At 49.2% G+C, this 24,716-nt stretch carries 24 protein-coding genes and 1 pseudogene; 13 read left to right on the top strand and 12 right to left on the bottom strand.

Translation table 11 applies throughout. From position 1 onward, the window contains the following. Positions 1–147 (bottom strand): response regulator, encoded by a 147-nt coding sequence (locus tag MPL1_RS11455; RefSeq protein WP_235045581.1) that lies wholly within the window; start codon positions 145–147, stop codon positions 1–3. Positions 148–354: 207 nt separating this feature from the next. Here MPL1_RS11455 and ung point away from each other — a divergent pair, with 207 nt between their 5' ends. The 3 genes from ung to uup are packed head-to-tail and all read left to right on the top strand — an operon-like array spanning position 355 to position 4,900. Then, positions 355–1,047 carry a uracil-DNA glycosylase gene (gene ung, locus MPL1_RS11450; protein ID WP_009727299.1) on the top strand — a complete coding sequence of 231 codons (693 nt, stop codon included), beginning with the start codon at positions 355–357 and terminating at the stop codon, positions 1,045–1,047. A gap of 59 nt (positions 1,048–1,106) precedes the next feature. Continuing rightward, complete coding sequence (locus MPL1_RS11445) at positions 1,107–3,002, top strand: ATP-binding cassette domain-containing protein (RefSeq protein WP_009727298.1); 1,896 nt, start codon at positions 1,107–1,109, stop codon at positions 3,000–3,002. Between the two features lie 2 nt (positions 3,003–3,004). Continuing rightward, entirely contained in the window at positions 3,005–4,900 is a 1,896-nt protein-coding gene (gene uup, locus MPL1_RS11440) for an ATP-binding cassette ATPase Uup (RefSeq protein ID WP_009727297.1), read from the top strand. A 53-nt stretch (positions 4,901–4,953) separates the two neighbouring features. Here uup and MPL1_RS11435 read toward each other — a convergent pair whose 3' ends face one another. The 9 genes from MPL1_RS11435 to MPL1_RS11395 all read right to left on the bottom strand — a co-directional run bounded on the left by MPL1_RS11435 (position 4,954) and on the right by MPL1_RS11395 (position 15,445). Then, on the bottom strand, positions 4,954–5,718 hold the full coding sequence (locus tag MPL1_RS11435; RefSeq protein ID WP_009727296.1) for a hypothetical protein: 765 nt from the start codon (positions 5,716–5,718) through the stop codon (positions 4,954–4,956). A gap of 84 nt (positions 5,719–5,802) precedes the next feature. Then, positions 5,803–6,537, bottom strand: coding sequence for a DUF4197 domain-containing protein (locus MPL1_RS11430; RefSeq protein WP_009727295.1), 735 nt, complete (start codon positions 6,535–6,537; stop codon positions 5,803–5,805). Between the two features lie 282 nt (positions 6,538–6,819). Continuing rightward, positions 6,820–7,029: a cold-shock protein gene (locus MPL1_RS11425; protein ID WP_009727294.1), complete on the bottom strand. Its 210-nt coding sequence runs from the start codon at positions 7,027–7,029 to the stop codon at positions 6,820–6,822. Between the two features lie 140 nt (positions 7,030–7,169). Beyond that, the gene (locus tag MPL1_RS11420) at positions 7,170–7,436 is read right to left on the bottom strand and encodes an oxidative damage protection protein (RefSeq protein ID WP_009727293.1); all 267 of its coding nucleotides are present in this window, start codon (positions 7,434–7,436) and stop codon (positions 7,170–7,172) included. A 23-nt stretch (positions 7,437–7,459) separates the two neighbouring features. After that, positions 7,460–8,500 carry an A/G-specific adenine glycosylase gene (mutY, locus tag MPL1_RS11415; protein WP_009727292.1) on the bottom strand — a complete coding sequence of 347 codons (1,041 nt, stop codon included), beginning with the start codon at positions 8,498–8,500 and terminating at the stop codon, positions 7,460–7,462. 51 nt (positions 8,501–8,551) lie between these two features. Further along, a complete protein-coding gene (locus MPL1_RS11410) occupies positions 8,552–11,275 on the bottom strand; it encodes an AsmA family protein (protein ID WP_009727291.1) in 2,724 nt (907 codons plus the stop codon). A 164-nt stretch (positions 11,276–11,439) separates the two neighbouring features. After that, complete coding sequence (locus MPL1_RS11405; RefSeq protein ID WP_009727290.1) at positions 11,440–13,362, bottom strand: hypothetical protein; 1,923 nt, start codon at positions 13,360–13,362, stop codon at positions 11,440–11,442. Further along, positions 13,359–14,642: an HlyC/CorC family transporter gene (locus tag MPL1_RS11400; protein WP_009727289.1), complete on the bottom strand. Its 1,284-nt coding sequence runs from the start codon at positions 14,640–14,642 to the stop codon at positions 13,359–13,361. Before MPL1_RS11400 ends, MPL1_RS11405 begins: the two co-directional genes overlap by 4 nt. A gap of 2 nt (positions 14,643–14,644) precedes the next feature. After that, positions 14,645–15,445: a cytochrome C assembly family protein gene (locus MPL1_RS11395; protein WP_009727288.1), complete on the bottom strand. Its 801-nt coding sequence runs from the start codon at positions 15,443–15,445 to the stop codon at positions 14,645–14,647. Between the two features lie 146 nt (positions 15,446–15,591). Between MPL1_RS11395 and ffh the strand changes: the two genes are divergently transcribed. The 8 genes from ffh (at position 15,592) to MPL1_RS11355 (ending at position 21,231) form a co-directional block, all read left to right on the top strand. Further along, positions 15,592–16,959 (top strand): signal recognition particle protein, encoded by a 1,368-nt coding sequence (gene ffh / locus MPL1_RS11390; RefSeq protein WP_009727287.1) that lies wholly within the window; start codon positions 15,592–15,594, stop codon positions 16,957–16,959. A gap of 88 nt (positions 16,960–17,047) precedes the next feature. Then, on the top strand, positions 17,048–17,296 hold the full coding sequence (rpsP, locus tag MPL1_RS11385) for a 30S ribosomal protein S16 (protein ID WP_009727286.1): 249 nt from the start codon (positions 17,048–17,050) through the stop codon (positions 17,294–17,296). Between the two features lie 22 nt (positions 17,297–17,318). Then, positions 17,319–17,828, top strand: a complete 510-nt coding sequence (rimM, locus tag MPL1_RS11380) for a ribosome maturation factor RimM (RefSeq protein WP_009727285.1) — start codon at positions 17,319–17,321, stop codon at positions 17,826–17,828. An 11-nt stretch (positions 17,829–17,839) separates the two neighbouring features. Further along, positions 17,840–18,583 carry a tRNA (guanosine(37)-N1)-methyltransferase TrmD gene (gene trmD / locus MPL1_RS11375; protein ID WP_009727284.1) on the top strand — a complete coding sequence of 248 codons (744 nt, stop codon included), beginning with the start codon at positions 17,840–17,842 and terminating at the stop codon, positions 18,581–18,583. Positions 18,584–18,599: 16 nt separating this feature from the next. After that, complete coding sequence (rplS, locus tag MPL1_RS11370; RefSeq protein WP_009727283.1) at positions 18,600–18,944, top strand: 50S ribosomal protein L19; 345 nt, start codon at positions 18,600–18,602, stop codon at positions 18,942–18,944. Positions 18,945–19,035: 91 nt separating this feature from the next. Beyond that, positions 19,036–19,956, top strand: coding sequence for a site-specific tyrosine recombinase XerD (gene xerD / locus MPL1_RS11365; RefSeq protein ID WP_009727282.1), 921 nt, complete (start codon positions 19,036–19,038; stop codon positions 19,954–19,956). Between the two features lie 53 nt (positions 19,957–20,009). Beyond that, positions 20,010–20,495 (top strand): YajQ family cyclic di-GMP-binding protein, encoded by a 486-nt coding sequence (locus tag MPL1_RS11360; RefSeq protein WP_009727281.1) that lies wholly within the window; start codon positions 20,010–20,012, stop codon positions 20,493–20,495. Positions 20,496–20,502: 7 nt separating this feature from the next. Beyond that, the gene (locus MPL1_RS11355; RefSeq protein ID WP_009727280.1) at positions 20,503–21,231 is read left to right on the top strand and encodes a DsbC family protein; all 729 of its coding nucleotides are present in this window, start codon (positions 20,503–20,505) and stop codon (positions 21,229–21,231) included. On the opposite strand, the gene MPL1_RS11350 is transcribed toward MPL1_RS11355, so the two are convergent. Then, positions 21,211–21,966, bottom strand: a complete 756-nt coding sequence (locus tag MPL1_RS11350; RefSeq protein ID WP_040577139.1) for a UDP-2,3-diacylglucosamine diphosphatase — start codon at positions 21,964–21,966, stop codon at positions 21,211–21,213. The genes MPL1_RS11355 and MPL1_RS11350 overlap by 21 nt on opposite strands. Positions 21,967–22,035: 69 nt before the next feature. Next, on the bottom strand, positions 22,036–22,617 hold the full coding sequence (locus MPL1_RS11345) for a peptidylprolyl isomerase (RefSeq protein ID WP_009727278.1): 582 nt from the start codon (positions 22,615–22,617) through the stop codon (positions 22,036–22,038). 266 nt (positions 22,618–22,883) lie between these two features. Between MPL1_RS11345 and MPL1_RS11340 the strand changes: the two genes are divergently transcribed. Both MPL1_RS11340 and MPL1_RS13495 read left to right on the top strand, forming a co-directional pair. After that, the gene (locus MPL1_RS11340) at positions 22,884–24,548 is read left to right on the top strand and encodes a glutamine--tRNA ligase/YqeY domain fusion protein (protein ID WP_040577138.1); all 1,665 of its coding nucleotides are present in this window, start codon (positions 22,884–22,886) and stop codon (positions 24,546–24,548) included. 2 nt (positions 24,549–24,550) lie between these two features. Further along, positions 24,551–24,716, top strand: a pseudogene (locus MPL1_RS13495) (cysteine--tRNA ligase); the annotation flags it as partial.

Genomic DNA, 24,716 nt, shown 5'->3' with positions numbered 1-24,716 from the left:
TCAGCTATTGACTCGCATCAGTCVCAGCGCTTCCTGACCCTTGGTGGCAAAAGACAGTTGATAGGGTTCTTCCTTGAGGAAGTTCATTGCCACTTGTATGTTGTCAGGCACATCATCGACGATCAGAATGTGTGCTTGTGTAGTCATTGTCAGTCCCTTTTTTTGTTGATTGCCTCTATGCAATAAGTCCATTCACAACAATCTATAGTTCATTCAATCTAACAGTTGATTTAGTCATCTGTCCATGATTTTTGATCGCTAAAAACTCATATTAAATTCAATGGCTTATTAGTTGGTGCACACAAGATGTGTTGGGTTTTTGTATCATGCGCTTATTTAAACGCGGAGTTCATAATGGCTCTTGAGCAAGCACCAGAGTGGCAACCATGGCTGAGCGGAGAGTTTGAGTTGCCTTACATGCTGGCATTGAAACAGTTTTTGCAACAGCAAAAAGCGGCGCAGAAAATTATTTATCCGCACTCCAAAAACTGGTTTCATGCTCTGGAAGCGACGCCCTTGTCTCAAGTGAAAGTGGTCATTCTTGGGCAGGATCCTTACCATCAACCGGGACAGGCGCATGGCTTATGTTTCTCAGTGATGCCTGGCGTCAAACCGCCACCTTCTTTAGTCAACATCTACAAAGAATTGCAATCGGATCTGAATTTGCAGCCGGTGACGCATGGCTATCTGGAAAGCTGGGCCAGACAAGGGGTGTTATTGCTGAACGCAGTGCTCACTGTCGAACACGATCAGGCCAATGCACATCAGGGGCAAGGCTGGGAAGCTTTTACCGACAAAGTGATTGATGTGATAAACGAGCAAAGAGAACACGTGGTGTTTATGCTCTGGGGCAGTTATGCACAAAAGAAAGGTGCACGCATTAACAGCCGCAAACATCTGGTGCTGAAGGCGCCACATCCATCACCGTTATCTGCGCATCGCGGTTTTTTGGGCTGTCGGCACTTTAGTCAGGCCAATGCTTATTTAGTTGAACATGGCCAATCACCTGTAAATTGGCAACTACCAAATGAAGTCAACAAGTCCTGACAAGACCATCTACTGAATCAGCAATACCGCCATCACACAGGCTTGATACAATTCGCGCCATGATAAATTTCAACCAACTGTCTTTGCGGCGCGGGCCGCGTCTATTGTTCGAAGCTGCCAATTTGCTGATTCATCCGGGGCAACGCATTGGGCTTACCGGTGCGAATGGAGTGGGCAAGTCGAGCCTGTTTGCCATGCTACGCGGTGAACTCCATGCAGATACTGGTGATGTTTCGCTGCCCCCGGAATGGACGATTGCTCATGTTGCTCAGGAAACGCCTGGCGTTGATACCACTGCACTGGATTATGTGCTGGAGGGTGATCAGGAACTGACCCAGTTGCTGCGAGCACTTGCAGAGGCTGAACAGCAGGGCGATGGTCATCGTCAGAGCCAGTTACACGATGCACTCACCTTGATAGACGGTTACACAGCCAAGAGTCGAGCGGGCAAGCTGCTGCATGGACTTGGTTTTAGTTCGGCACAGGAGACTCAGCCAGTAAAAGCTTTTTCGGGGGGCTGGCGCATGCGACTGAATCTGGCACAGGCGCTGATGTGTCGCAGTGATTTATTGTTGCTGGATGAACCCACTAATCACCTTGATTTGGAAGCGGTCTACTGGCTTGAGGAATGGCTGCGCAGTTATCCCGGTACTTTGATGGTCATTTCACATGACCGTGACTTTCTTGATCGGGTGGTGACACATATCGCCCATATCGAACAGCAGCGCATCAAGCTTTACAGTGGCAATTACTCAGATTTTGAAATTGCCAGAGCCGAACATCTGGCCAATCAGCAGGCGGCGCATCAAAAGCAGCAACGGGAAATTGCCCATATTCGCAGTTTTGTCACCCGCTTTAAGGCCAAGGCCACCAAGGCGCGTCAGGCGCAGAGCCGGATTAAAGCACTGGAGCGCATGGAGCTGATAGCACCTGCCCATGTGGATTCACCGTTTCATTTTGAATTTCTGCCGCCAAGTCGATTAACCAATCCGCTGATCACGCTGGAAAAAGCCAGTGTTGGCTATCAGACACCCTTGCTGGAAAACCTCAACCTGAATCTTGCGCCCGGTGACCGAATAGGTTTGCTTGGTCCGAATGGGGCCGGTAAATCGACGCTGATCAAACTGATTGCTGGAGAGTTGCCAGCGCTGTCCGGCAAACGCAAGGAAGCTCGGGATATTCGCATTGGTTACTTTGCCCAGCATCAACTTGAACAGTTAAGTTCAGAAGACAGCGCACTGAAACATTTACAACGACTGGATCCAAAAGCGACAGAACAGGCATTGCGCAACTTTCTGGGTGGTTTTGGCTTTGATGGCGACGATGCTCTGAATCCGGTGGCGCCATTTTCAGGCGGCGAAAAAGCACGTCTGGTGTTGGCAATACTGGTTTACCAGCGCCCAGCCTTATTGCTGTTGGATGAACCGACCAACCATCTTGATCTGGAAATGCGTTTGGCGCTGACACTGGCCTTGCAGGACTTTGAGGGTGCACTGGTGGTGGTCTCTCATGATCGTCATTTACTGCGAACCGTGACCGATGATTTATGGCTGGTGTCTGATGGCAAGGCCAGCCCGTTTGATGGTGATCTGGAAGATTATCGTCAATGGCGGCTCAGCAAGGATAAAAAAGACAATCAGCCGAGTAATGGCGCTGCTGCGGCCAGCAATAACAAAAAACTGGATCGTCAGGCTGCCGCTGCCCAGCGACAGAAATTACAGCCGTTGCGCAAGCAAGTCGCCAGCGCCGAACAACAGTTGGAAAAATTGCATCAAGCCTTGTCAAAACTGGAACTTGAGTTGGCCGAGCCCGAACTGTATCAGGACGCTGGCAAGGATCAACTGAAACAACTCATCAAACAGCAGGCTGAACTTAAACAACAACTGGCAGAAGTCGAGCATAGCTGGCTTGAGGCCAGTGAAGCGCTGGAACAGGCGCAGGCCCAACAGGAGTAAACATGGCATTACTGTCATTAAAACAAGTCACCGTCAGTTTTGGCGGTCCTAATCTGCTTAATCAGGTGGATTTGCAAATCGACGCCGGTGAGCGGCTATGTCTGGTGGGGCGCAACGGTGCCGGTAAGTCGACACTGATGAAGCTGATCGCCGGTGAAATAAAGGCCGACAGCGGTGAAATCATCGGTCTGCAGGATGTTAAAGTCGCCCGGCTCGAGCAGGAAGTGCCGGTAGGCACGCATGGTTCAGTATTCGATGTAGTCGCTGGTGGCCTTGGCAATATTGCGCCGCTTTTGACGGAATACCATCACATTATTCAGCAGTTGCAGCATGACAGCAGCGATGCGCTGCTCAGCAAACTGGAAAAAGCCCAGCACAAACTGGAAGCGGTCGATGGCTGGTCATTGGAGCAGCAGGTGGAAACGGTGATTTCCCGTCTGAGTCTGGATGCTGATGCTGAGTTTGACAGTCTGTCAGGTGGTATGAAACGCCGGGTCTTGCTGGCACAGGCCCTGGTTCGTCAGCCAGATATTTTATTGCTCGACGAGCCGACCAACCATCTGGACATTGCTTCGATCACCTGGCTGGAAGGCTTTTTGAAAAGCTATGGCGGTACATTGGTCTTCATCACCCATGACCGCAGCTTTTTACAGGCGCTGGCGACACGCATCGTGCAGCTGGATCGTGGTCAGTTGACCAGTTTTCCCGGAGATTATCGAAACTATCTGCAAAAGCGTGAAGAAATGCTGGCGGTGGAAGCTGAGCAAAACGCTTTATTTGATAAAAAACTGGCACAGGAAGAAGTGTGGATTCGCCAGGGTATTAAAGCCCGGCGGACTCGTAATGAAGGACGTGTTCGTGCCTTACAGCAGCTCAGACGTGAACGCAGTCAGCGCCGTGAAGTGCAAGGCAACGTCTCGATGCAGCTTCAGGAAGCGCAACGCAGCGGCAAACTGGTGGTTGAGGCTGACAATATCGGTCAGAGTTACGATGGCCGTCAGTTGTTCAAAAATTTTTCAACCCTGATTCAAAGGGGAGACCGCATCGGCATTATCGGTCCCAATGGTTGTGGCAAGAGCACCCTGTTGTCGATTTTGCTGGGTAAGTCTGCACCAGAGCATGGTAGCGTTCGTCTGGGTACCAATCTTGAAATCGCCTACTTTGACCAGCTTCGCAGCCAGCTTGATGAGGAAGCCAGTGTTGTCGATAACGTTGGTCAAGGGCGTGATTTTGTTGAAATCAATGGCAGTCGCAAACACATTATTGGATATTTGCAGGACTTTCTGTTTACGCCAGACAGAGCACGCACCCCCGTTAAAGCCTTATCCGGTGGTGAGCGCAACCGTTTATTACTGGCGAAGTTATTCACTCAGCCAGCCAACTTATTGGTGCTGGATGAGCCGACCAATGATCTGGATGCGGAAACACTCGACTTACTGGAAGAGTTACTGGACGGATTTGGCGGCACACTGTTGTTAGTGAGCCATGATCGTAGCTTTCTCAACAACGTCGTGACCAGTTGTATTGTCTTTGATGAAGATGGTCAACTGCGTGAATATGTCGGTGGCTATGATGACTGGCTGCAACAGCGCAAAACCGCTCAGCAGGATAAACCGGCCAAAAAACTGGCTAGTAGCGCAGCTGCGACTAAGTCGCCGGCCAAAAAGAAATCAACGCTGACTTATCAGCAACAACTGGATTTAAAGGCTTTACCGGAAAAGATCGAACAACTGGAGCAGCAGCAGGCGACCTTGACCGAACAAATGAGTCAGGCGGATTTTTATCAGCAATCAGCCGATAAAATTCAACTGGCGCAGACGCAGCTGGATGAGGTCAACGCAGCGCTGGAAACCTGCTATGCACAGTGGATGGAGCTTGAGGCATTACAGGAACAGTAAGCCAGAAAGTGAACAACGGAGCCCGCGGCGCGAGCTCCGTTGCTGTGAGTTAATTACTCGTCTAATAGTGCATCGCGAGTATCTTCACGCAGGCGTGGCAAGATCCACATTTCATACATTGACACTACCCACATAAAGGCAAACGACAGTGCCATTGCCGTACCGCCGAGCATCACCAGCCAGGCGAAGTTGGGGTTGAGTCGTGTCAGCCACCAAGCGGAAATATCAATCAGCAAAAACACATAAGGCATTACGATGACGATGGCCTTGAGTTTACGGGGCACTCCAGACGCGAGACTGAAGATCAAGCCGACAAACATAAAGATAAAGGCAATACCAAACAAGTGAATGTGCGATACCCGAGCCAGTGTGTTGATGGTGGCACCAGTGTCAATTTCAGCGGCTTTTTGCAGATTGGCCAGATTGGTAAAATCAGGGATCGGCATGCCTGATGCGGCATTGTGGCAGGCAATACATTTGGTTTCGACAATTTCATCAATGCCCAAATCAAAATACAGTTCAGCATCGGCGCCTTGATGCACCCATTCGATGATTTGTTCACGCTCTTCATCACTGGCCATCGGCTTCATTGAACCATGGAGTTTGTTTTCCAGCAGTGAACCGCTGCGATTGCCATAGTAGCTGTAGACAATATCGTCAATTGACAAACCCCACTCACCATCAGCCATGCCATGGGTCAGCTGAATTTGAACCAGCGCCATCAGATAGCCAACTGCAACCACAGTCAGATAACCGGTAAACAGAGCTTTCAGCGCCAGGCCTTGACTACTGAGATTGAGGTAATGCTGCTTTGCCATGACAAACTCCTTGATTTAAGCCTACAAACTGTAGTGTTTTTACCGTAGCCTGCCCAATCTAGCAAGCATAAAGTGGTCCCACCTCTAACGATTACCAAATACCTGCTGAAGTAGCTCGGTTGTTCTCGCGGCAGGATTATCTCGTATTTTTTTCTCTTCTGCAGCGATCATCAAAAACAAGCCATCCAAGGCTTTGCCGGTAACATAATCAGGCAGGTCAACGTTGAGATTTTGTCCCACTACAGGCACAGCAGATACCTGACGATTCAGGTCGTTGTAATATCGGGTGCTACCGACACTATCGAGTGAGTCAGAGATAGTCGGGCGAAACATATCAGTAAGTTGATCTCGGGTTTTACGCTGAAAAAACTCAGTGGCGGCGTTGTCGCCTCCTTCAAGAATGCCTCTGGCATCGTCAATGGTCATATTGCGTATGGCGTCCATCATGATAGCAGTGGCTTGTGGCGCAGCTTGCTCCGCTGCGCGGTTCATGCTGTTTTCGAAATTGTCTGCCATTTGTCCTAAGCCCAGCTGTCGCATCAGTCTGCCAGCCTGTTGAACTTGATTGGGTAATGGGATGCGAATATTGGCATTGTTCAGGTAGCCGCCAGGCTGACTGACTTCGGCAACGGCTCTCTCTGTGCCGAGCTCAAGTGCTTGCTTGAGCCCCGAAATGAGTGTTGCCGTATCGGTACTGCCAGTAGACTCCTGCCCCAACAGACTCCGGGCAGATTGATTAAGGTTGTCTAACAGGCCACCCCAACCACCGGCAACGCTAGTTGCAGAAAAAAATGTCAGGCAAACAGACAGCAAAATCACGGGGGGGGTTTTTAAGTAACGGCATTTGCGTTCCCGGTTAGGAAAGGTCGTCAGTTGTATTGTGCGCTTGGAGTCACCCAAGTCAAGAGGCTTGTTGATGGCTCTGTGTGTGATTATCGAGGATTTTCGGCAACAAGATATCCTTCGCAGAGCGAAAGACATTTCACCAGCAGGTTATGATGATCAGAACCCGCTGGCTACACAAAACAAAAAAAGCCGGTTAAAGTTGTTGTCTACTTTTTAACCGGCTTTCGATAATCTCTGGATGTGGGTAAGGACTTATCAGGAAGGAACAACGTTCTCGGCCTGAGGACCTTTTTGCCCTTGTGTCACTTCCATGGTGACAGTTTGACCTTCCTTGAGTGTTCTGAATCCATCAGCTTTAATCGCACTGTGGTGTACAAATACATCGGGCCCATCAGCACGTTCGATAAATCCGAATCCTTTTGCATCATTGAACCATTTAACGGTTCCAGTCACTTGCTCTGCCATATCAACCTCAATCTTTTGGTACATTGCCGCTTGTTTTCAACCGGCCCATCGGTGCTTCATATGAAGCAGATCGCATTGTATGCGCAAAACAGGTCGATTCGTCCAGTGTTTTTTAGCAGGGTTGATGAATTTGACTGAGGCTATTGTGGAACAAAATCCGCAGGTGGCGCTGAGCCATCACCGAAAAAGAATTTTTCCAGCTCGGTTTTCAGAAACTGTTGTGACTTGGGATCAGCCAGTGACAGACGATATTCATTAATCAGCATGGTTTGCTGACCCATCCACATTTGCCAGGCTTCTTTTGAAACGGACTCATATAGCTTTTTACCCAGATCTCCAGGGTAGGGAGGAAAATCCAGACCTTCGGCTTGTTTGTCCAGTTTGATGCAGTGAATCATTCTTGCCATGAATGGCGTCCTCCGATGAATGTTTAAAGTTGGTTTACCAGTGCCTTAACGGGTGCAGGCAAGGCGAGTTCTTCAATATCTTTTATTTTAACCCAGATACGATCTGGCTTGTCCTCAATAACAGAAAAGGCATCATCAAGCGCCATTTTGAATGGCTGTATATTCAGCTTGAAATGGGTAAAAGTGTGTTGAAAGCCAGCAAGTATTTGCGCGTCAGTGACAGGTATTTCCAGACGATCACAGACAGTTTCCAGCTCAGAATCTGTGAATTCAGGGAAGCACCACAAGCCCCCCCATATACCCATTGCAGGCCTTTTCAGCAGTAGAATTTCCTGATGTTTATTTTCAACCACTAACCACTGTACTTGTTTGACCGGCACAGTTTTTTTCGGACGAGGTCGCGGATAATCTGAGACATTGTTTTGAGCATATGCCGCGCAGTGCGTTTGAAGTGGGCAATTCTGGCAGTCAGGCCGTGAGCGTGTACACAAGGTTGCGCCCAGATCCATCTGTGCCTGCGTGTATTTTGCAAAGTCCTTATCGGGCAGTAATGCTTGTGCACGAAGCCACAGTTGCTTTTCAACCTGTGGTTTTCCTGGCCAGTCTTCAACGGCATAAAACCGACTGAGTACCCGTTTGACGTTGCCATCCAAAATGGCATAACGCTGATGAAATGCCAGTGCCATGATGGCGCCAGCGGTTGAGCGGCCAATACCGGGTAGCGTTTGAAGCTGTTCAATATCCTCAGGAAGCTCGCCGCCTAGCTGGTGGTGAATGATGTTGGCGCTTTTGTGCAGATTTCTGCCTCGGGCGTAATAACCGAGACCGGCCCAGTAAGATAAAACCTCATCGAGGTTAGCTGTCGCCAGAGCAGCAATGTCCGGAAATCTCTGCATAAAACGTTGGTAGTAGGGAATCACGGTGCTGACCTGCGTTTGCTGCAGCATGATTTCTGATACCCAAACGCGATAGGGGGTAACCGACTGCTGCCATGGCAGATCCTTTCGGCCATGCTTTTCATACCAGCCGAGCAGGGCATCACTGAAATTAAATATTGTCATCATAAAAATAGCCTGCACTCCAGAGAGCGCAGGCTATGCTTGTTTCTCAGTGAATTAAAACAGACGACGCAAACGGTTTTGCAGCTCATCTTTGAGTTGATCTTCAGGAGATTTTGCAGGCTCCGCCTCTTTCTCCTCAGTTGCTGAGTCTGCTTCAGGCGCTTCTTCAGCAGGAGCGGCATCATTGGATTTGGGTGCCAATGCGCCACCCAGCAGACCACCCAGCCCTTCGCCGACTTTATCGCCTAGACGATCCTGAATTTGTTCTGCTGCGCGACCACGCAGTTCTTCTGTGGCTCTATCGCGAAGCAAGCCAGCGAGATCCACCGACGGTCTCGGGTTATCAAAACTGCCGGTGATTCTGACTGGAATGGTCAGTCCACGCAGATCAGTAATTTCACGACCACCCTGTCCTTCAAGTGAACCAACCACTGCGACTCGGAGTGCGTAGTCTATGCTTTCTTGAGGCAAGTCCACATTACCGGCACCGCTGACGCGTAATAGTGGCGACATCAAGCTGAAATCCTGATTGTCGATGACACCATTACGAGCGGTGAAACTGCCGCCGAGGCTACTGAAGTCAGTCTGAACCGGTTCATCAGATTCCGGCAAAGACTGGCCGCTGATGGCTGCTCTGGCACGACGAATAGCATCGGCAAGGTTAACGCCTTTGAGTGCACCTTCACTGAATGAGAAGTCACCCGACCCATTCAGGGTTTGCTTGATCGCGTCAGGGTTATTGCCACTTGCAGTGAGTTTGGCACTGGCATTGACGGTGCCGCTTATTTTGCTGTCTCCGGTGAGATCATCAAGCAAAGGGCCGGCCTGTACGCCTTGCAGTTTTTCATCCATGCTCAGCTTCATCACATCATTGCGAGCATCTATCACCACATTGCCCTGATATTGACCCTGATACATTTCGGCTCTCAGGGGAGATAACTTTACCAGTCCATCCTCTGCGTCCAGTGTCAGCAGGATATTTTGGCTGTGTACTCCGCTGATTTTCAGCTTGCCGATCTCGATTTTGCCTTTGGCGTTGAGTTCACGAATCGCATCAAGTGGCAGGTCCTCTGGTTCGGCCGAGGATGCAGCTGAGCCGCTTGAAGTCTTCGGTTTTTCATCTTCTGATGGCGGTGGCAAATAACGATCTGCATCAATTTCATCCAGTTTCAGATCAAATCTGAGTGCAGGCTTGTCAAAATTACGCACAGAAAACTGTCCGGCAAGTGTGCTTTGGTCAAGTTTGATGTTGAGATCTGTCAAGGCAATGTGCTCATTGGAACCGCTGACTTTGGTGCGCAGTTCGAAAAGCTCCAGCGTTGAGGTGTCAGCCATTTCTGGCAGTTCGATTTGCAGGTCGCGAGTGAGCGAACGCAGGTTGAAAGGGTTGATATGCAGATCAGCATTGAATGAGGGTGTTTCAGACAGAATATCACTGGCATTCAGTTGTGCCTGAATCAGCAAATCCTGAAGCTGTAATACCAGATCTGCCACATTCAGCGTCTGTTTTTCCAGATCAACAGTCGCTGAAGTGGTTAAATTCAATTCTGCCTTGCCTCCCGGCATGTCCGGGTCAGTGATGGTCGCAGCGAGCTGCAGATTGTCCAGTTGAGTCTGCTGTTTGGCCGGATCAGAAGCAACCTGGGCCGAAAGCTGCGCCACAATCTTTTGTTTGTCCTTGCTGGCTTCAAGATTCAGACCAAGCTGTGGAATCGCAACAGACTGACTGGCCAGATCTGCACTGACATCACCACTGAGTTGAATTTTTGCATCGGTGAACAGTGGTTCTGGAATGCCACGACTGTTGGCACTGGCTGAGAGTTTGAACTCTGAAATACTGGCTTTTTCATTGCCGAGATCAGCCAGCAGGTGACCATTTAGACTGATTTCTGCTTCGGAAAACATCGCATCAGGGCCTTCGCCGTTCAGCTGACTTTTCAGCGCAAGGTCACGAATATTGATGATCTGTTTCTGCATGTCAGCATGGACATCACCCCGGAGGTCAAAGCCGACTTGAGCGACAGGCAGCTCTCTGGATTGAGCAACGGTTGTGAACTTCAGTTTGTTGAGCGCGTATTGCTGGTTTTCCAGATCCAACATCAGATCCGTATCCAGCGTGATATGCGCTCTTGCTTCTGGTTGAGCGCTGATAAGATCAAAAGCCGCTTTGACAGAGGTAGGTTTGCCAGGCACAAGCGGATCGGTTGTCAGATTCATGTTGCGAAGCTGGAATTGTTCGCCCTTGCTGTCATCTGACCACAAAATATTGGCATTGGTCAGTCGCACGCCGGCAATACTGATGGCTGTCAGCGCTGGTGAGCTTTCAACATCCTTTGCTACATCTGCACTGCTGGCGGCAGATTCACTTTCTTCTGCATCAGCGTCGGTACCGGTCAGATCATCCCAGTTGGTGACGCCAGCTTCGTTGGTTTCAAGGTTGAGGACCAGACCGTCCAACACAATGGTGTCGACTTCCAGTTCTTTTCTGAGCAGTGGCATCAATTTGATACGAATTTCGGCGGCTTCAACCTGTGCAAAATGATCGGCTTTGAAACCACTGGCATTGCTCAGTGATGTTGGTCCAAGTTCCAGTGCTATCCACGGAAAAACTGATAGACCAATATCGCCCTGGAGTGTCAGTGTCCGGCCAGTGACGCGTTCCACCTGCTGAGATATCTGATCTTTGTAGTCATTGGGGTCAATAATGAATGGCAATGCAACCAGGGCTGCTATAACCAATACCAGAAAGGCAACGATCAGCTTGATCAATATCCGCATGGTAATCCTGTCCTGAATTTTCCGTGAATGAAGCGATAATAAGTCAAAACGTCTGACATCTCAAAACCGTGATTTACGCCCCACTGGTGAAGAGTGCATCAGTGTCGTTGCTCACAGGCTGATCTAGTGATCCCGGGGGTGATAAGTTAGTTCAGGCTATTGCATCAGTGAAATGTGTGTTTTGCCTTGCGGCGACCAATGAACTGGTCGTAATCAAGGGTGCTGGCGACTGCTTTGGCCATGGTTATCACCTCTTGGTGATTGTCCAGGTCGATCACAGTTAAAGCTTTATCTGTCAGGTATACCCCTTTGGCAGCAAATAAGTTGGCGTTGAGTGCATCATCTTTTTCTACAACTTCTATCAAGGGCTGGTGAAGTTCATGACTGCTGACACAATATTTTGCGACTGGAGTACCAGTGATGATTTCGAGACCCAGAGAGGTTTTTCCTCCAGGCTGCGTTTGTAACCAGCGGGTGATTGCTAATTGACAAGCATCGAGTGAATTAGCGATAGCCACCAGGCTGCCGGGCTGCATTATGTCGTTCAAATCGCCATCAAAACTGATCAACATGCCGCCAGAGCCATGATTCAGAAGCTGCCATTGCTGTTCCAGAGCGCTCGGTTGCATCAGGTATTGGTGAATATCAGCAAGACCTGTTATCAAGCCGATATTTTGTGGCGGGATTTGGGTTTGCCGATGATATTTACGCTCGTAATTGCCTTCGATTCGTGGGCTTATCTGGCGTAGAAGCTGTTTGTCCACTGGGCTCATCGCCTTGTCTTCCAGAAGTGTTTTCAGACTGCTGGTCACAGTGGATGTCAAAAAATGTCTGGTATCAGGACAATGAAGTTGATCTGCACTGATGCGTGACATTGCAGTAGGTGCCTGATGACTGCTGCAATCCATGCAAAAGTGGCCTGTCAGCAAGAAGGCGTTTTTAACCGTCAGATCCTGAGAACTGAACAGTCCTGTTTCAACCTGGGCCGCGAGTGGCTCAAGCAAACGATACAATCTGAAGGCTTCAAATCGGTTGAGGCTGTATGGATCGCATATCAACAGCAGCATTAAAAGCGAATGAATACTGTGAAAGTTATTCGACTGCATATCTGCGCTGATGCGAACATCTCTGCCCAGGCAGCCCGCATATTCGAGATACAGCCAGATTTGATGGCACTGCCTTACTTTATGGGCCGGCGTTGGACGATAGTGATGACATGAGTACAGACTGCTCAAACTATTTGCTTCACAAACTCGGTTCAGGCAAAAAAGCAAGCGGCGGTCTGTTTCCGGAAAGTAACCTGCGTCAATATCTGCCTGAGCAATCAGCTGGTAGCTAAGGCTCAACTCATCAAGCAAGCCCAGCATTCGGTTAATGGTTTTGAGATGATCGCTGTTCAGCGAAAAATCTCTTCTAACTGCGGCGATATCACGCTCGAACAGGGTGTCTGTGATGGCTTGCCGATAAATTTCGTTTATCTGCAGCCGCCTGAGTGGTTTTATCAGCGTCCTGTTGGTCGCACGCAGATTACTTGATAAGGAGTTTATTTTTTGTGCTGAATCACCGCTTAGCTCTGAAGTCCAGCGTCGTAGTTTTTCCGGATCGAGTAGTGCAGAGGACTGGGTGTCAAATTGAACCGTAATATCAAAATGCAGATCCGGTCGTTTTGACTCGGGGCGAAATCGCCGAATCAGTTGTTTTGACAGTCGCATTAACCACGAGGCATCTGCAGTTTCTGTTGAATCTTCAGCAACAGAAACAGTGGCGTGACGCTGTTCAAGTTGTTGCGAAATAAAGTTGAGAATATTGGCCAGATCACTTGCGCGCAGCGGTCGTTTTAAAATGACATCAACCGCGCGGTGCGTTTTTCGTTGATGACTGAAAGCCGCTGTAAGTTGTTTGCCTCGCGCCTGCCACGCAAGCTCGGCAAGCTCATTGTCAAAATTGTAAACAGCAAAATCGAAGTGCTGGTCAGTCACCAGCTGCCATGGCTGTTCCAATTGGTCAGCCGCCAGGCGCAGTACCGATTTAAGCATAATTTCTTCGCTATCACTCAGGCCAAAAGCTCTGATGCGATAAGCTTTCACTGGAGGACCTCCTTGTCGTCAGTGGCTATTTGACGAATCCTGACCGTCTTGATGGCATTGTCAGCGGTTTGTACCACTTCGATGACATAATTTTCGATACGCAGGCTGACGCCTGGGTCGGGAATGCTTTCGAGATATTCCAGCACTAGTCCATTAATGGTTTTCGGACCCTCGGTAGGCAGACTCCAGTCGTTATTTCTGTTCAATTCACGGATGTTGGCGGTGCCGTTGACCAGATAACTGCCATCTTCCTGAGGGTGGATATCCTTGTCATCATCGATGATATTGGCGGTAAACTCACCGACAATCTCCTGAAAGATATCCTCAAGCGTTATCAGTCCCAACAGATCGCCGTATTCATCCACTACCAGACCTGTACGTCTGCGGTTGCGCTGAAACTGGATCAGTTGAGTGTTGAGTGGTGTGCCTTCAGGAACGAAGTAGGCCGATTTGACGATGTGGCGAAAGCTCTCCGGCGTCAGGTTGTCCTGAGTCATCAGATTGAGCGCTTTACGAACGTGTAGGATGCCGACGATGTTATCCATACTGTCCGCATAGATGGGCAGTCTAGTGTGGCCACAATGTGACAGCTGCTTGATGATCTCAGGAAAGGGTGAATTGATATCAATGCCTTCAATTTCGGTTCGCGGCACCATGGCATCATTCACTGTGATTTGTTCAAGGTCGAGAATGCTCATCAGCATGTCTTTGTGGCGACTGGGAATCATGCTGCCAGCCTCCATCAGTGCAACACGCAATTCCTCGGTATTGATTGCTGATGAGGCCACATCTTCCGGGGATACGCCCAACAGGCGCAGCATTCTGTTCGTGATGCTGTTAATCGACCAAACCAGTGGGTGAAGCACAATCTGTAGCGGCTTCAGTATAAAGCTGGCAGGAAATGCCACTCGTTCAGGATGCAGGGCGGCCAGTGTTTTGGGCGTGACTTCGGCAAATAGCAAAATGACGATGGTCAAGGCGAAGGTTGCAAAGACGATGCCATTTTCACCCATTAATCGGATGCCGATCACTGTGGCGATGGCTGAGGCAAAAATATTGACAAAGTTGTTGCCGAGTAGAATCAGACCAATCAGCCGATCCGGTCTGGCCAGCAGTTCACTGGCGATAATGGCGCTGCGAACTCCTTCCTGTTCCAGATGGCGCAAGCGATAGCGATTTAGAGCCATCAAAGCCGTTTCTGAACTGGAGAAAAAGGCTGATAGTAATAACAGCCCAAACAACAACAGAAACAGTGCCAGTAACGAGATATCCTCAAGCATGGTTATTGACCCAGAATAAACTCCAGTACCAGCTTGCTGCCAACAAAGGCCAGCAGCAAAAAGCTAAAACCTGCCAAGGTCCAGCGAACGGCTGTTGTACTGCGCCAACCGTGCTTGTGTCTGCCCCACATCAATGCCGCAAATACGCACCAGGCAATGATTGACAGAAGCGTTTTGTGGGCAAGTTTTTGACGGAAAATATCTTCAACAAACATCAAGCCAGTGACCAGACCCAACGACAACAATACGAAGCCTGCGGTGAGCAGCTGAAACAGTCCTGACTCCATTGTTTGCAGCGGCGGTAACTTTCGAATCAGGCCGCCTGCGTCACGTCGACGCAAATGTTTTTCCTGTATGGCCAATACAATTGCCTGAATAGCTGCCAGTGTGAAAAGACTGTATGCCGCAACAGAAAGCAAGACATGCCATTCAACAGCAGGATTTCGCAAAATGCCGTTGCCTGCGGCAGGGACTTCAACTTTGAGCATTAAAATCAGTGCTACCAGGGGATAAACGATAATGCCCGGATGCGCCGATTGCATTCTGGTGCCGATGATCGTCACAAGCAGTGCCATCAGCCAGGCAGCGATTGACAAGCTGTTCATCAAACCCAGTTGCCAGCCAGCATCAACACGGACAGAAAAGAAAATATCTGTTGCGTGAAACAACAGGGCCAGCACTGTCATGATGCCTACTGGCAAGGCCAGTCTTGCCGGTTGACTGTCCGGTCGCACAAAACCGCGAATCAGAATTGCACTGCAGCCCAGGTAAAGCAGGAACGCAAGCGCATTGGCAATTGCCATATGTAGAGGATCCTTTATCTGCTCTTTATAGTGTTTGGATTCTGCATGATAAACGAACTGGTCGGGAGCTGAACACTATATCGGTTATAATCTGCTCATGACAAAATGCTGTTCCAGCTTCCACTAACCAGAGCTTGAGTGAAAATATGTTTGAGAGTCTAAGCGACAGACTGTCCGTTACGCTAAAAAAACTGCGTGGTCAGGGCCGAATTACCGAAGATAACGTCAAAGAAACCCTGCGCGAAGTTCGCATGGCGCTTTTGGAGGCTGACGTTGCCTTGCCGGTGGTGCGTGAGTTTGTCGAGAGGGTCAGGGAAAAAGCGCTCGGCCAGGAAGTGATGCGCAGTCTCACTCCAGGGCAGGCGCTGGTCAAAATCGTCAATGACGAACTGGTCTCTATCATGGGCCAGGCAAATGCAGAGCTGGATTTAAGCGTACAACCACCCGCGGTGATATTGATGGCGGGTTTGCAAGGCGCGGGTAAAACCACCAGCGTTGGTAAGCTGGCACGCTGGCTCAAAGAACGTCAACGCAAGTCTGTCATGGTTGCCAGCACAGACGTTTATCGACCTGCCGCTATCGACCAGTTGCAAACACTGGCCAACGAAGTCGAGGCCAAATTCTTTCCAAGTCAAACCGATCAGGATCCGGTGGCGATTGCTGAAGCTGCTGTTACTCAAGCCAAGCGTGAATTTGTTGATGTGTTGATCATCGATACTGCCGGTCGACTGCATGTCGATGATGACATGATGGCGGAAATTCAACGGATCCATGCGGCCATCAATCCGGTTGAAACCCTGTTTACCGTCGATAGCATGACCGGTCAGGATGCGGCCAATACTGCAAAAGCTTTTGATACCGCATTACCCCTGACTGGCGTGATCCTGACCAAGACTGATGGTGACGCACGAGGCGGTGCTGCGCTGTCTATTCGTCATATCACCGGTAAACCCATCAAATTCCTGGGTGTTGGTGAAAAAAGCACCGCATTGGAACCGTTCCATCCTGATCGACTGGCGTCACGAATTCTCGGCATGGGTGATGTGTTGTCGCTGGTTGAAGAAGCCCAGCGGCAAATGGATGTTGACTCGGCACAAAAGCTGGCTGGCAAGCTGAAAACAGGCAAGGGTTTTGATCTGGATGATTTCCGTGATCAGCTCCGGCAAATGAGCAAGATGGGTGGTATCAGCTCCATGCTGGATAAACTTCCGGGTATGGGCAATATTCCAGATGCGGTTAAACAGCAGGCCAACGATAAGGAATTAGTGAAGCTGGAAGCGATTATTAACTCGATGACAGCCAAAGAACGTAAAAAGCCGGAAATCATCAAAGGATCGCGCAAAAAGCGTATTGCGGCAGGTTCCGGGACGCAAATTCAGGATGTTAATCGTCTGCTCAAACAGTTCACCCAAATGCAAAAAATGATGAAAAAAATGGGCCAGAAGGGTGGCATGTCTAAGATGATGCGTGCCATGGGAGGTCGATTCCCGGGTGGCGGTGGCATGCCTTTCTGAATGTTGAGTGATTTGTGTCTTTGCAAACCCTCGATATGTGCGTAGAATACGTCTGTTTTTCGATCCAGTTTTTCAGCGGACTATACTCATGGTAACAATCAGATTGACTCGCAGTGGCGCGAAAAAACGCCCTTTCTACGGTATCGTGGTAACTGACTCACGCAGCAAGCGTGATGGTCGTTACATCGAGCGTATTGGTTTCTTTAACCCGGTTGCTCGCGGCCAGGAAGAAGAATTGCGTTTGGACTTGGAGCGCGCAGCTCACTGGATTGGCCAAGGCGCACAAACAACAGAGCGTGTTGCCCAGCTGATCAAAAAAGCACAAAAAGCCGCCTAATTTTTCAAAGCGGATACCGGTGATGACCGAGGAATTCCTTCCTGTTGGCAAAATATCCGGTGCTTTTGGTGTCAAGGGCTGGGTGAAGGTTTTTTCCTTTACTGAACCTCGCACCAATATTCTCGAATACACACCCTTATTCATTAACACACAGGGTGAGTGGAAAGAAGTTGAAGTAAGTGGTGGAAAAGCCCAGGGCAAGGGCGTAATCATGGGTTTCAAAAATGTCACTGACAGAAACCAGACCTTGCCTTTAATCGGCGCTGAGCTTGCAATAAGAAAGTCGCAGCTGGCCCCGGCAGAAGATGACGAATATTACTGGACTGACTTGATTGGTCTTGAGGTCGTTGATGAGCAACAGCAGATGCTGGGGCTTGTGGACAGCCTGCTGGAGACCGGCGCTAATGATGTGTTGGTTGTTAAAACAGTCCACGGGGAAGAGATACTGATCCCCTTTGTGCTGGATGTGATTGTCAAATCGGTAGATATCGACAACAAACGCATTCTGGTGGACTGGCAAACCGATTACTAGGAGGGCAGTGAATGCACCTTGGGGTGATATCACTGTTCCCCGAAATGTACCGGGCCGTTGCTGATTACGGCGTAACCGGGCGGGCTGTCAGTCAGGGAAGATTAGTGCTGAATTTCTGGAATCCCAGAGATTTTGCACAGGATAAACATCGCACTGTCGATGACCGGCCTTATGGCGGTGGTCCCGGCATGGTGATGAAAGTTGAACCGTTGCAGGCTGCGATTAACGCGGCCAAACAACAACTGGGCAGTGACACAAAAGTTATTTACCTGTCGCCACAAGGGCAGGTGCTGGATCAGCAGTCACTGGTCACGATGTCACAGCGGCAATCAATGATTGTGATTGCGGGTCGCTATGAAGGCATCGACGAACGCTTGATAGCGTCACAGATTGATGAGGAGTGGTCGATAGGCGATTACGTTCTCAGTGGTGGTGAACTGGCCTCGATGGTGTTGATTGATGGGGTTACCAGGTTACTGCCAGGGGTTTTGGGTGATGAAGAATCTGCACAACAGGATTCGTTCATGAATGGTTTACTTGACCATCCGCACTACACCCGACCCGAGCAGTTGGACAACCAGGCGGTGCCATCAGTGCTGCTCGGTGGAGATCATGAGGCAATACGCAAGTGGCGTCTCAAACAGTCATTAGGACGAACATGGTTAAGGCGACCTGATTTGCTGGCAATGAAGACATTGTCTGACGAACAGACGGCTTTATTAGAAGAATTTATTGCCGAGCACGGGCAGGATTAGTTGGGAGTTTTGAACAATGAGCAATATTATCGAACAGCTGAATGCTGAACAATTGAGAAAGGATATCCCCGAGTTTGCTGCCGGTGATACCGTAGTAGTTAAAGTTCGCATCAAGGAAGGTGAGCGCGAGCGTGAACAGGCGTTTGAAGGGATTGTGATTGCTAAACGCAATCGTGGGCTTCACTCAGCATTTACCGTTCGTAAGATTTCAAGTGGTGTTGGCGTAGAGCGTGTATTCCAAACTCACAGCCCAGCCATTGCCAGTGTTGAAGTGAAACGTCGTGGTGATGTTCGTCGCGCCAAGCTTTACTACCTGCGTGACCTGACTGGTAAAGCTGCACGTATCAAAGAAAAATTGTAAGTGTCTCGGGCATGTTGCCCGGCATGATAAATTGGAAGGCAGTGCTGCGCGAGCGGCACTGCCTTTTTGTTTGTGATGCAGGATCATTCAAATGAGTCGTGGCGATCAATCCAGTCAGGTAGCAGACATGCCGTTTCATCTGCGGGCATTTCTGGATAGCTTGTGGCTGGAAGCAGGCTTGAGTCAGAACACAATTGAAGCCTATCAGAGAGACCTACTGGCTTTTGCCGCCTGGTTGAGTAAGAGCGATGTGGATTTGAGTGCAGCCACTGCAGACGATATTCGTCGATATCAGGCACTTCGAATGCGTGAAGGTCGAAAGGTACGCAGTGAAGCCCGTTTGTTGTCTTCGTTGCGGCGTTTTTATCGTTACCTTTGCCGTGAATCTGTCAGAGACAGTGATCCCACTGCACTTCTCGAGAGCCCCAGACTTGGTAAACAATTGCCAGACAGTTTGTCAGAAGCCGAAGTCGAGGCGCTGCTGGAACAACCGGATGATCTGGATGTGTTGGGCCTACGCGACCGTGCAATGCTCGAACTGCTCTATGCAACCGGCCTTCGTGTCAGTGAGCTGGTTGGCTTGAAGTATGAGCAACTGAATATGCGTCAGGGCGTGATTCGTTGTGTCGGCAAAGGCAATAAGGAACGACTGGTGCCCGTTGGTGAAACGGCGTTGGATTGGCTGCAACGCTATTTGTTGGAGAGTCGTCCGGTGTTGTTGTATGGTCAGGCAAATGATGATTTATTCCCGACGCGACGCGGTAAAGCGATGACTCGTCAGGCCTTTTGGTATTTAATCAAGCGTTACGCTGAGGCTGCTGATATTAAAAAAGCACTGTCACCACACACATTAAGACATGCCTTTGCCACGCATTTGCTCAATCACGGTGCCGATTTGCGCGTGGTGCAGCTGCTGCTTGGTCATGCAGATTTATCGACCACGCAGATATATACCCATATTGCTCGAGCCCGGCTTAAGGAAATGCATGGACAGCATCATCCACGTGGCTGACAAGGGGCAGCCCGGAGATGAGGAACAACATACAAAAATGATGAGGAGAGCACATGCCTGCTTTTGATATTGTGTCTGAAATTGATAAACACGAGTTAAGTAATGCGGTGGATCAAACCAATCGAGAGTTGGCCAATCGCTTTGATTTTCGCGGAACTGATGCCAAAGTCACACAGTCTGACAAGGTGCTGACGCTGGTCGCAGACAGTGATTTCCAGTTGGAACAGCTTCAGGACATTTTGAGGATGAAAATGGCCAAACGCGGCATCGATACCAGTTGCCTGGAAGTTAAAGATTCGATTGGTCATGGCAAGATGCGCAAGCAAGACATCATCGCCAGAGAAGGTATCGACAAGGATTTGTCACGCAAGATTGTCAAATTGATTAAAGAAAGCAAAATAAAGGTTCAGGCAGCTGTTCAGGGTGAAAGTGTCAGAGTGACCGGTAAAAAGCGTGACGATCTTCAGGCTGTTATGGCTTTGCTACGGGGCAATGACTCGCTCGAAATGCCACTACAATTCAATAACTTCAGAGATTAGGATCTACATGTTCAAATTATTTATGGCGGCCGTACTGGCATCGGTCAGCATGGCATCGGTGTATGCCTCTGATGCTGAAAAAATCGAAGCACGCTTACTGCAAATTATTCCTGATCTCAAAATTGACGGCCTGCAGCAACTGGGAGATAGCGGACTCTATGAGGGCGTTATCAATGGCCAAATCATCTATGTCACCCGCGATGGCCGATATTTGATGGAAGGCAAAGTCATTGATCTGGAAAGTCGTACCGATGTGACTGAACTGCGCAGAGCTGAAGTTCGCAGAGACACACTGGCCGCTGTGGATGAGGCTTCCATGATAAGTTTCTTGCCAGAAAAACAGGCTGATTACACGCTGACCGTGTTTACCGATATCGACTGTGGTTATTGTCGAATTCTGCATGGCCAGATGGACCAATATCATGCACAGGGTATCGCCATTCGTTACATGGCTTATCCACGCGGCGGTGTCGGTTCAGATGCTTATCAGAAACTGGTTAATGTCTGGTGTGCCAAAGATCAGCATCAGGCCATGACCGATGCCAAGGCTGAGTTGGAGTTGCCTGAATTACAATGTACAAACTCCGTAGCGACCCACTTTGCCATAGGCAACCAGCTGGGCGTTGGCGGTACACCGGCCATGTTTCTGGAAAATGGTCGAATGTTGCCAGGCTACGTTCCGCCACAACGTTTGAGGGCGGTACTGGATGAAATGTCAAAGGCTGGACAAATCTAGATCGGTTTGCTCATCCGGTAAGCGACTGTCGACCAGCTGAAACTGGTCATCATCAACGCAGAGATAACTTGGACTGTCATGCCAGTCACCGAGCACAATCCGATATTTTTCTGGGTTGGTGTCAGCAACAGAATGAATGGCCGGACGATGTGTATGGCCGTGAATCAGAACCTGCACGCCATGCTGTTGCATGACCGAAGCTACTTCTGTCGGGTTTACGTCCATAATCATTGCCGATTTGAATGTTTTTTGCTCACGGCTACGGGCTTTGATCTTATCCGAAATCGACTGTCGCCAGCTAAGTGGCAAATGCAGAAAACACCATTGCAGAAAGCCGTTACGGACCACTTTTCGGTAGCGTTGGTACTGCACATCATCAATGCACAAACTGTCTCCATGCATTAGCAATATGCGATGACGACCAAACTCGACGAGGGTCGGATCAGGTAACAGCTCAGCACCGACCATTTCAGCAAATCGCTCACCCAGCATAAAGTCACGATTACCTACCATCAGGTAAATGTGAACATCGCTTTGATTGAGTTGGCGCAGCGCATTGATGAATGGCTCATAGGCAGCTTCAATCAAATCATCACCCAGCCAGGTGTTAAACAGATCACCCAAAATATAAAGCGCATCGGCATCGTGATGATGCGCCAAAAAATCTGTTGCCAGGCGGATCAGTTCCGGCTGTGATGGATTGAGGTGCAGATCAGAAATAAATAATGTTTTCATAGTTGGCTGTTGTTGATCTGTCATAGCCGCCAGTAGTGGCAGCTATGAATAGATCAACAGGCAATGGCTTTAAGGAAGCATCACGGCCTTTTGAATGACTACGTTTTCGGCAGGTACATCCTGGTGGGGCCCACGCATGGTGGTCGCAACCGCACGAATAGCATCAACTACCTCCATACCTTCAATCACCTGACCAAACACGGCATAACCCCATTCACTGGCGACTTCACCGCGGAAATTCAAAAAACTGTTGTCGGTGACATTGATAAAAAACTGTGCAGTAGCAGAGTGTGGATCGCCAGTGCGAGCCATGGCAATGCTGCCACGATTGTTGGCTAGACCGTTATTGGCCTCGTTACGAATCGGCGCACCGGTTTTCTTCTGTTCAAATTCTTCAGTAAAACCACCACCTTGAATCATGAAGTTAGGAATAACTCGGTGGAAGATAGTGCCATCATAAAAGCCTGATTCGACGTAGCTGATGAAATTAGCGACCGTTTCGGGGGCTTTATCGCGATTCAGTTCAATGACGATATCGCCATGTGAGGTTTCCAGCTTGACCTTGGGTAATTCGGCACCACCCTCTGCTTGTGCAGACAGTGAGAAAGAAGCCAGTAACAGTGGCGCAAGATGTCGGTACAAATGTTTCATGATTGTGCGGTTCCGTCAGTCAAAAACAAAGCCAACATCATAGTGGAAATATCCAGTCAGGTGGAGTTTTTACGCTACTTTTCGGTGCTGAACACCCGTCACATAACGCTCCACAACTCTGGAGTCGGCTGGCCTGTCGAGCCTGGTAGATGCGCATAGACTAAGCTGATTGGCTGACAGGCCGGATTTATCAAAACGAGCCTCACGGGAGACCGTCGAGCGCGTATAATGCGCGTTTACTCTTAACTACACTACTGTCATTCGCTATGTCGGAATCTGCTGTTAATCACAATTTTATCCGCCCAATTATTCAGGAAGACATGGCCGCTGGCCGGGTCGAGAAAGTGGTCACTCGCTTTCCTCCTGAGCCTAATGGTTATTTGCATATCGGCCATGCCAAATCGATTTGTCTGAATTTTGGCCTGGCCAGAGAGTTTGGTGGTGAATGTAATTTACGTTTCGACGACACCAACCCCGCCAAAGAAGAACAGGAATACATTGAAGCCATCAAGCAGGATGTACAGTGGCTGGGCTTCCAGTGGGCCGGTGAAGTGCGTTATGCATCCAGTTATTTTGATCAGTTTTACCAATGGGCAATCCATCTGATCGAGCAGGGTAAAGCTTATGTGTGTGACCTGACTGCTGAACAAGCCAGTGAGTATCGCGGTTGGGCCACTAAGCCAGGAAAGGAATCGCCATTTCGCAACCGAAGCGTGGCAGAAAATCTGGCGCTGTTTGAAAAGATGAAACAAGGTGAGTTTGACGATGGTTTTTGTGTATTGCGCGCAAAAATCGACATGGCTTCACCGAATATGAACCTGCGCGACCCGATTCTGTATCGCATTCGCAAACAATCACATCATCAAACCGGTGATAAATGGTGTATCTATCCCAGCTATGATTTTGCCCATGGGCAAGGCGATGCCATCGAAGGCGTGACGCATAGTATCTGTACGCTGGAATTTCAGGACCATCGTCCTTTATACGAGTGGTTTATTGAAAATTTGCCCGTGCCTTCAACGCCAAGACAGTATGAGTTTGGTCGTCTCAATATCAACTACACGGTCACCAGCAAACGTAATTTGAAACAACTGGTGGATGATCAGATTGTGGCCGGTTGGGATGATCCGAGAATGCCCACCATTTCAGGCATGAGAAGACGCGGTGTGACGGCTGCAGCTTTACGCAGTTTTTGTGACGGACTTGCCGTCGCCAAAACAGATGGTGTGGTGGATATTGCGCAATTGGAATTTGAGATACGCAAGGATTTGAATGAAAACGCAACACGTGCCATGTGTGTGTTAAATCCATTGAAAGTCAGCATCACTAATGCGCCTGACGCAGTCGAATGGCTGGACGTTGCCAATCATCCTCAGCAAGAGTCGATGGGGCAACGCTCTGTGCCTTTCACCAAAGAGATTTTCATTGATGTGGCCGATTTTACTGAAGACACCAGTCTGAGCCGGAAAAAGTTTAAGCGTCTGGTGATGGGTGATTATGTGCGTCTGCGCGGTGCTTATGTCATCAAGGCTGACGATGTCGTCAAGAATGACCAAGGTGAAGTCATTGAGGTCATTGCTTCACTGGTTGAAGACACCGTGGGCAAAAATCCGCCACCTGAGATTAAGCCCCGAGGTGTTATTCACTGGGTGTCTGCGACACAGGGCAAGCAAGTCGAGTTGCGCATGTATGATAGATTATTTAAAGCGCAAGCTCCGGGCAAAGCAACGGGTAACTATCTTGATGACGTGAACCCGGACTCTTTAAAAATCATCACAGCCATTGCCGAACCTGCGACTGTTGATTGTGAACCTGAAACCGCCTATCAGTTTGAACGGGAAGGATACTTTGTCAGTGATCGTTACGATCACAGTGCCAATGCTCCGGTATTCAACCTGACCATTAGTCTAAAAGAGACTTTAGATAAATAACGATGTTAAAACTCTACAACACCTTAACCAAGCAGAAAGACGTCTTTAAACCCATTGAGCCAGGCAAAGTCAAAATGTATGTCTGCGGCATGACGGTTTACGATCTGTGTCACGTTGGCCATGCGCGGGTGATGGTGGTGTTTGAGTGTGGTGACGCGTTATCTGCGG

It is taken from the genome of Methylophaga lonarensis MPL, assembly GCF_000349205.1.
In the GTDB taxonomy this organism is placed as follows: domain Bacteria; phylum Pseudomonadota; class Gammaproteobacteria; order Nitrosococcales; family Methylophagaceae; genus Methylophaga; species Methylophaga lonarensis.
This window is presented reverse-complemented; position numbering and strand designations above follow the sequence as displayed.

Coding starts and splice junctions, on each gene's coding strand:
- ung (WP_009727299.1), top strand. CDS start 355: ATGGCTCTTGAGCAAGCACCAGAGTGGCAACCATGGCTGAGCGGAGAG.
- MPL1_RS11445 (WP_009727298.1), top strand. CDS start 1,107: ATGATAAATTTCAACCAACTGTCTTTGCGGCGCGGGCCGCGTCTATTG.
- uup (WP_009727297.1), top strand. CDS start 3,005: ATGGCATTACTGTCATTAAAACAAGTCACCGTCAGTTTTGGCGGTCCT.
- MPL1_RS11435 (WP_009727296.1), bottom strand. CDS start 5,718: ATGGCAAAGCAGCATTACCTCAATCTCAGTAGTCAAGGCCTGGCGCTG.
- MPL1_RS11425 (WP_009727294.1), bottom strand. CDS start 7,029: ATGGCAGAGCAAGTGACTGGAACCGTTAAATGGTTCAATGATGCAAAA.
- MPL1_RS11420 (WP_009727293.1), bottom strand. CDS start 7,436: ATGGCAAGAATGATTCACTGCATCAAACTGGACAAACAAGCCGAAGGT.
- mutY (WP_009727292.1), bottom strand. CDS start 8,500: ATGATGACAATATTTAATTTCAGTGATGCCCTGCTCGGCTGGTATGAA.
- MPL1_RS11410 (WP_009727291.1), bottom strand. CDS start 11,275: ATGCGGATATTGATCAAGCTGATCGTTGCCTTTCTGGTATTGGTTATA.
- MPL1_RS11400 (WP_009727289.1), bottom strand. CDS start 14,642: ATGCTTGAGGATATCTCGTTACTGGCACTGTTTCTGTTGTTGTTTGGG.
- MPL1_RS11395 (WP_009727288.1), bottom strand. CDS start 15,445: ATGGCAATTGCCAATGCGCTTGCGTTCCTGCTTTACCTGGGCTGCAGT.
- ffh (WP_009727287.1), top strand. CDS start 15,592: ATGTTTGAGAGTCTAAGCGACAGACTGTCCGTTACGCTAAAAAAACTG.
- rpsP (WP_009727286.1), top strand. CDS start 17,048: ATGGTAACAATCAGATTGACTCGCAGTGGCGCGAAAAAACGCCCTTTC.
- rimM (WP_009727285.1), top strand. CDS start 17,319: ATGACCGAGGAATTCCTTCCTGTTGGCAAAATATCCGGTGCTTTTGGT.
- trmD (WP_009727284.1), top strand. CDS start 17,840: ATGCACCTTGGGGTGATATCACTGTTCCCCGAAATGTACCGGGCCGTT.
- rplS (WP_009727283.1), top strand. CDS start 18,600: ATGAGCAATATTATCGAACAGCTGAATGCTGAACAATTGAGAAAGGAT.
- xerD (WP_009727282.1), top strand. CDS start 19,036: ATGAGTCGTGGCGATCAATCCAGTCAGGTAGCAGACATGCCGTTTCAT.
- MPL1_RS11360 (WP_009727281.1), top strand. CDS start 20,010: ATGCCTGCTTTTGATATTGTGTCTGAAATTGATAAACACGAGTTAAGT.
- MPL1_RS11355 (WP_009727280.1), top strand. CDS start 20,503: ATGTTCAAATTATTTATGGCGGCCGTACTGGCATCGGTCAGCATGGCA.
- MPL1_RS11350 (WP_040577139.1), bottom strand. CDS start 21,966: ATGAAAACATTATTTATTTCTGATCTGCACCTCAATCCATCACAGCCG.
- MPL1_RS11345 (WP_009727278.1), bottom strand. CDS start 22,617: ATGAAACATTTGTACCGACATCTTGCGCCACTGTTACTGGCTTCTTTC.
- MPL1_RS11340 (WP_040577138.1), top strand. CDS start 22,884: ATGTCGGAATCTGCTGTTAATCACAATTTTATCCGCCCAATTATTCAG.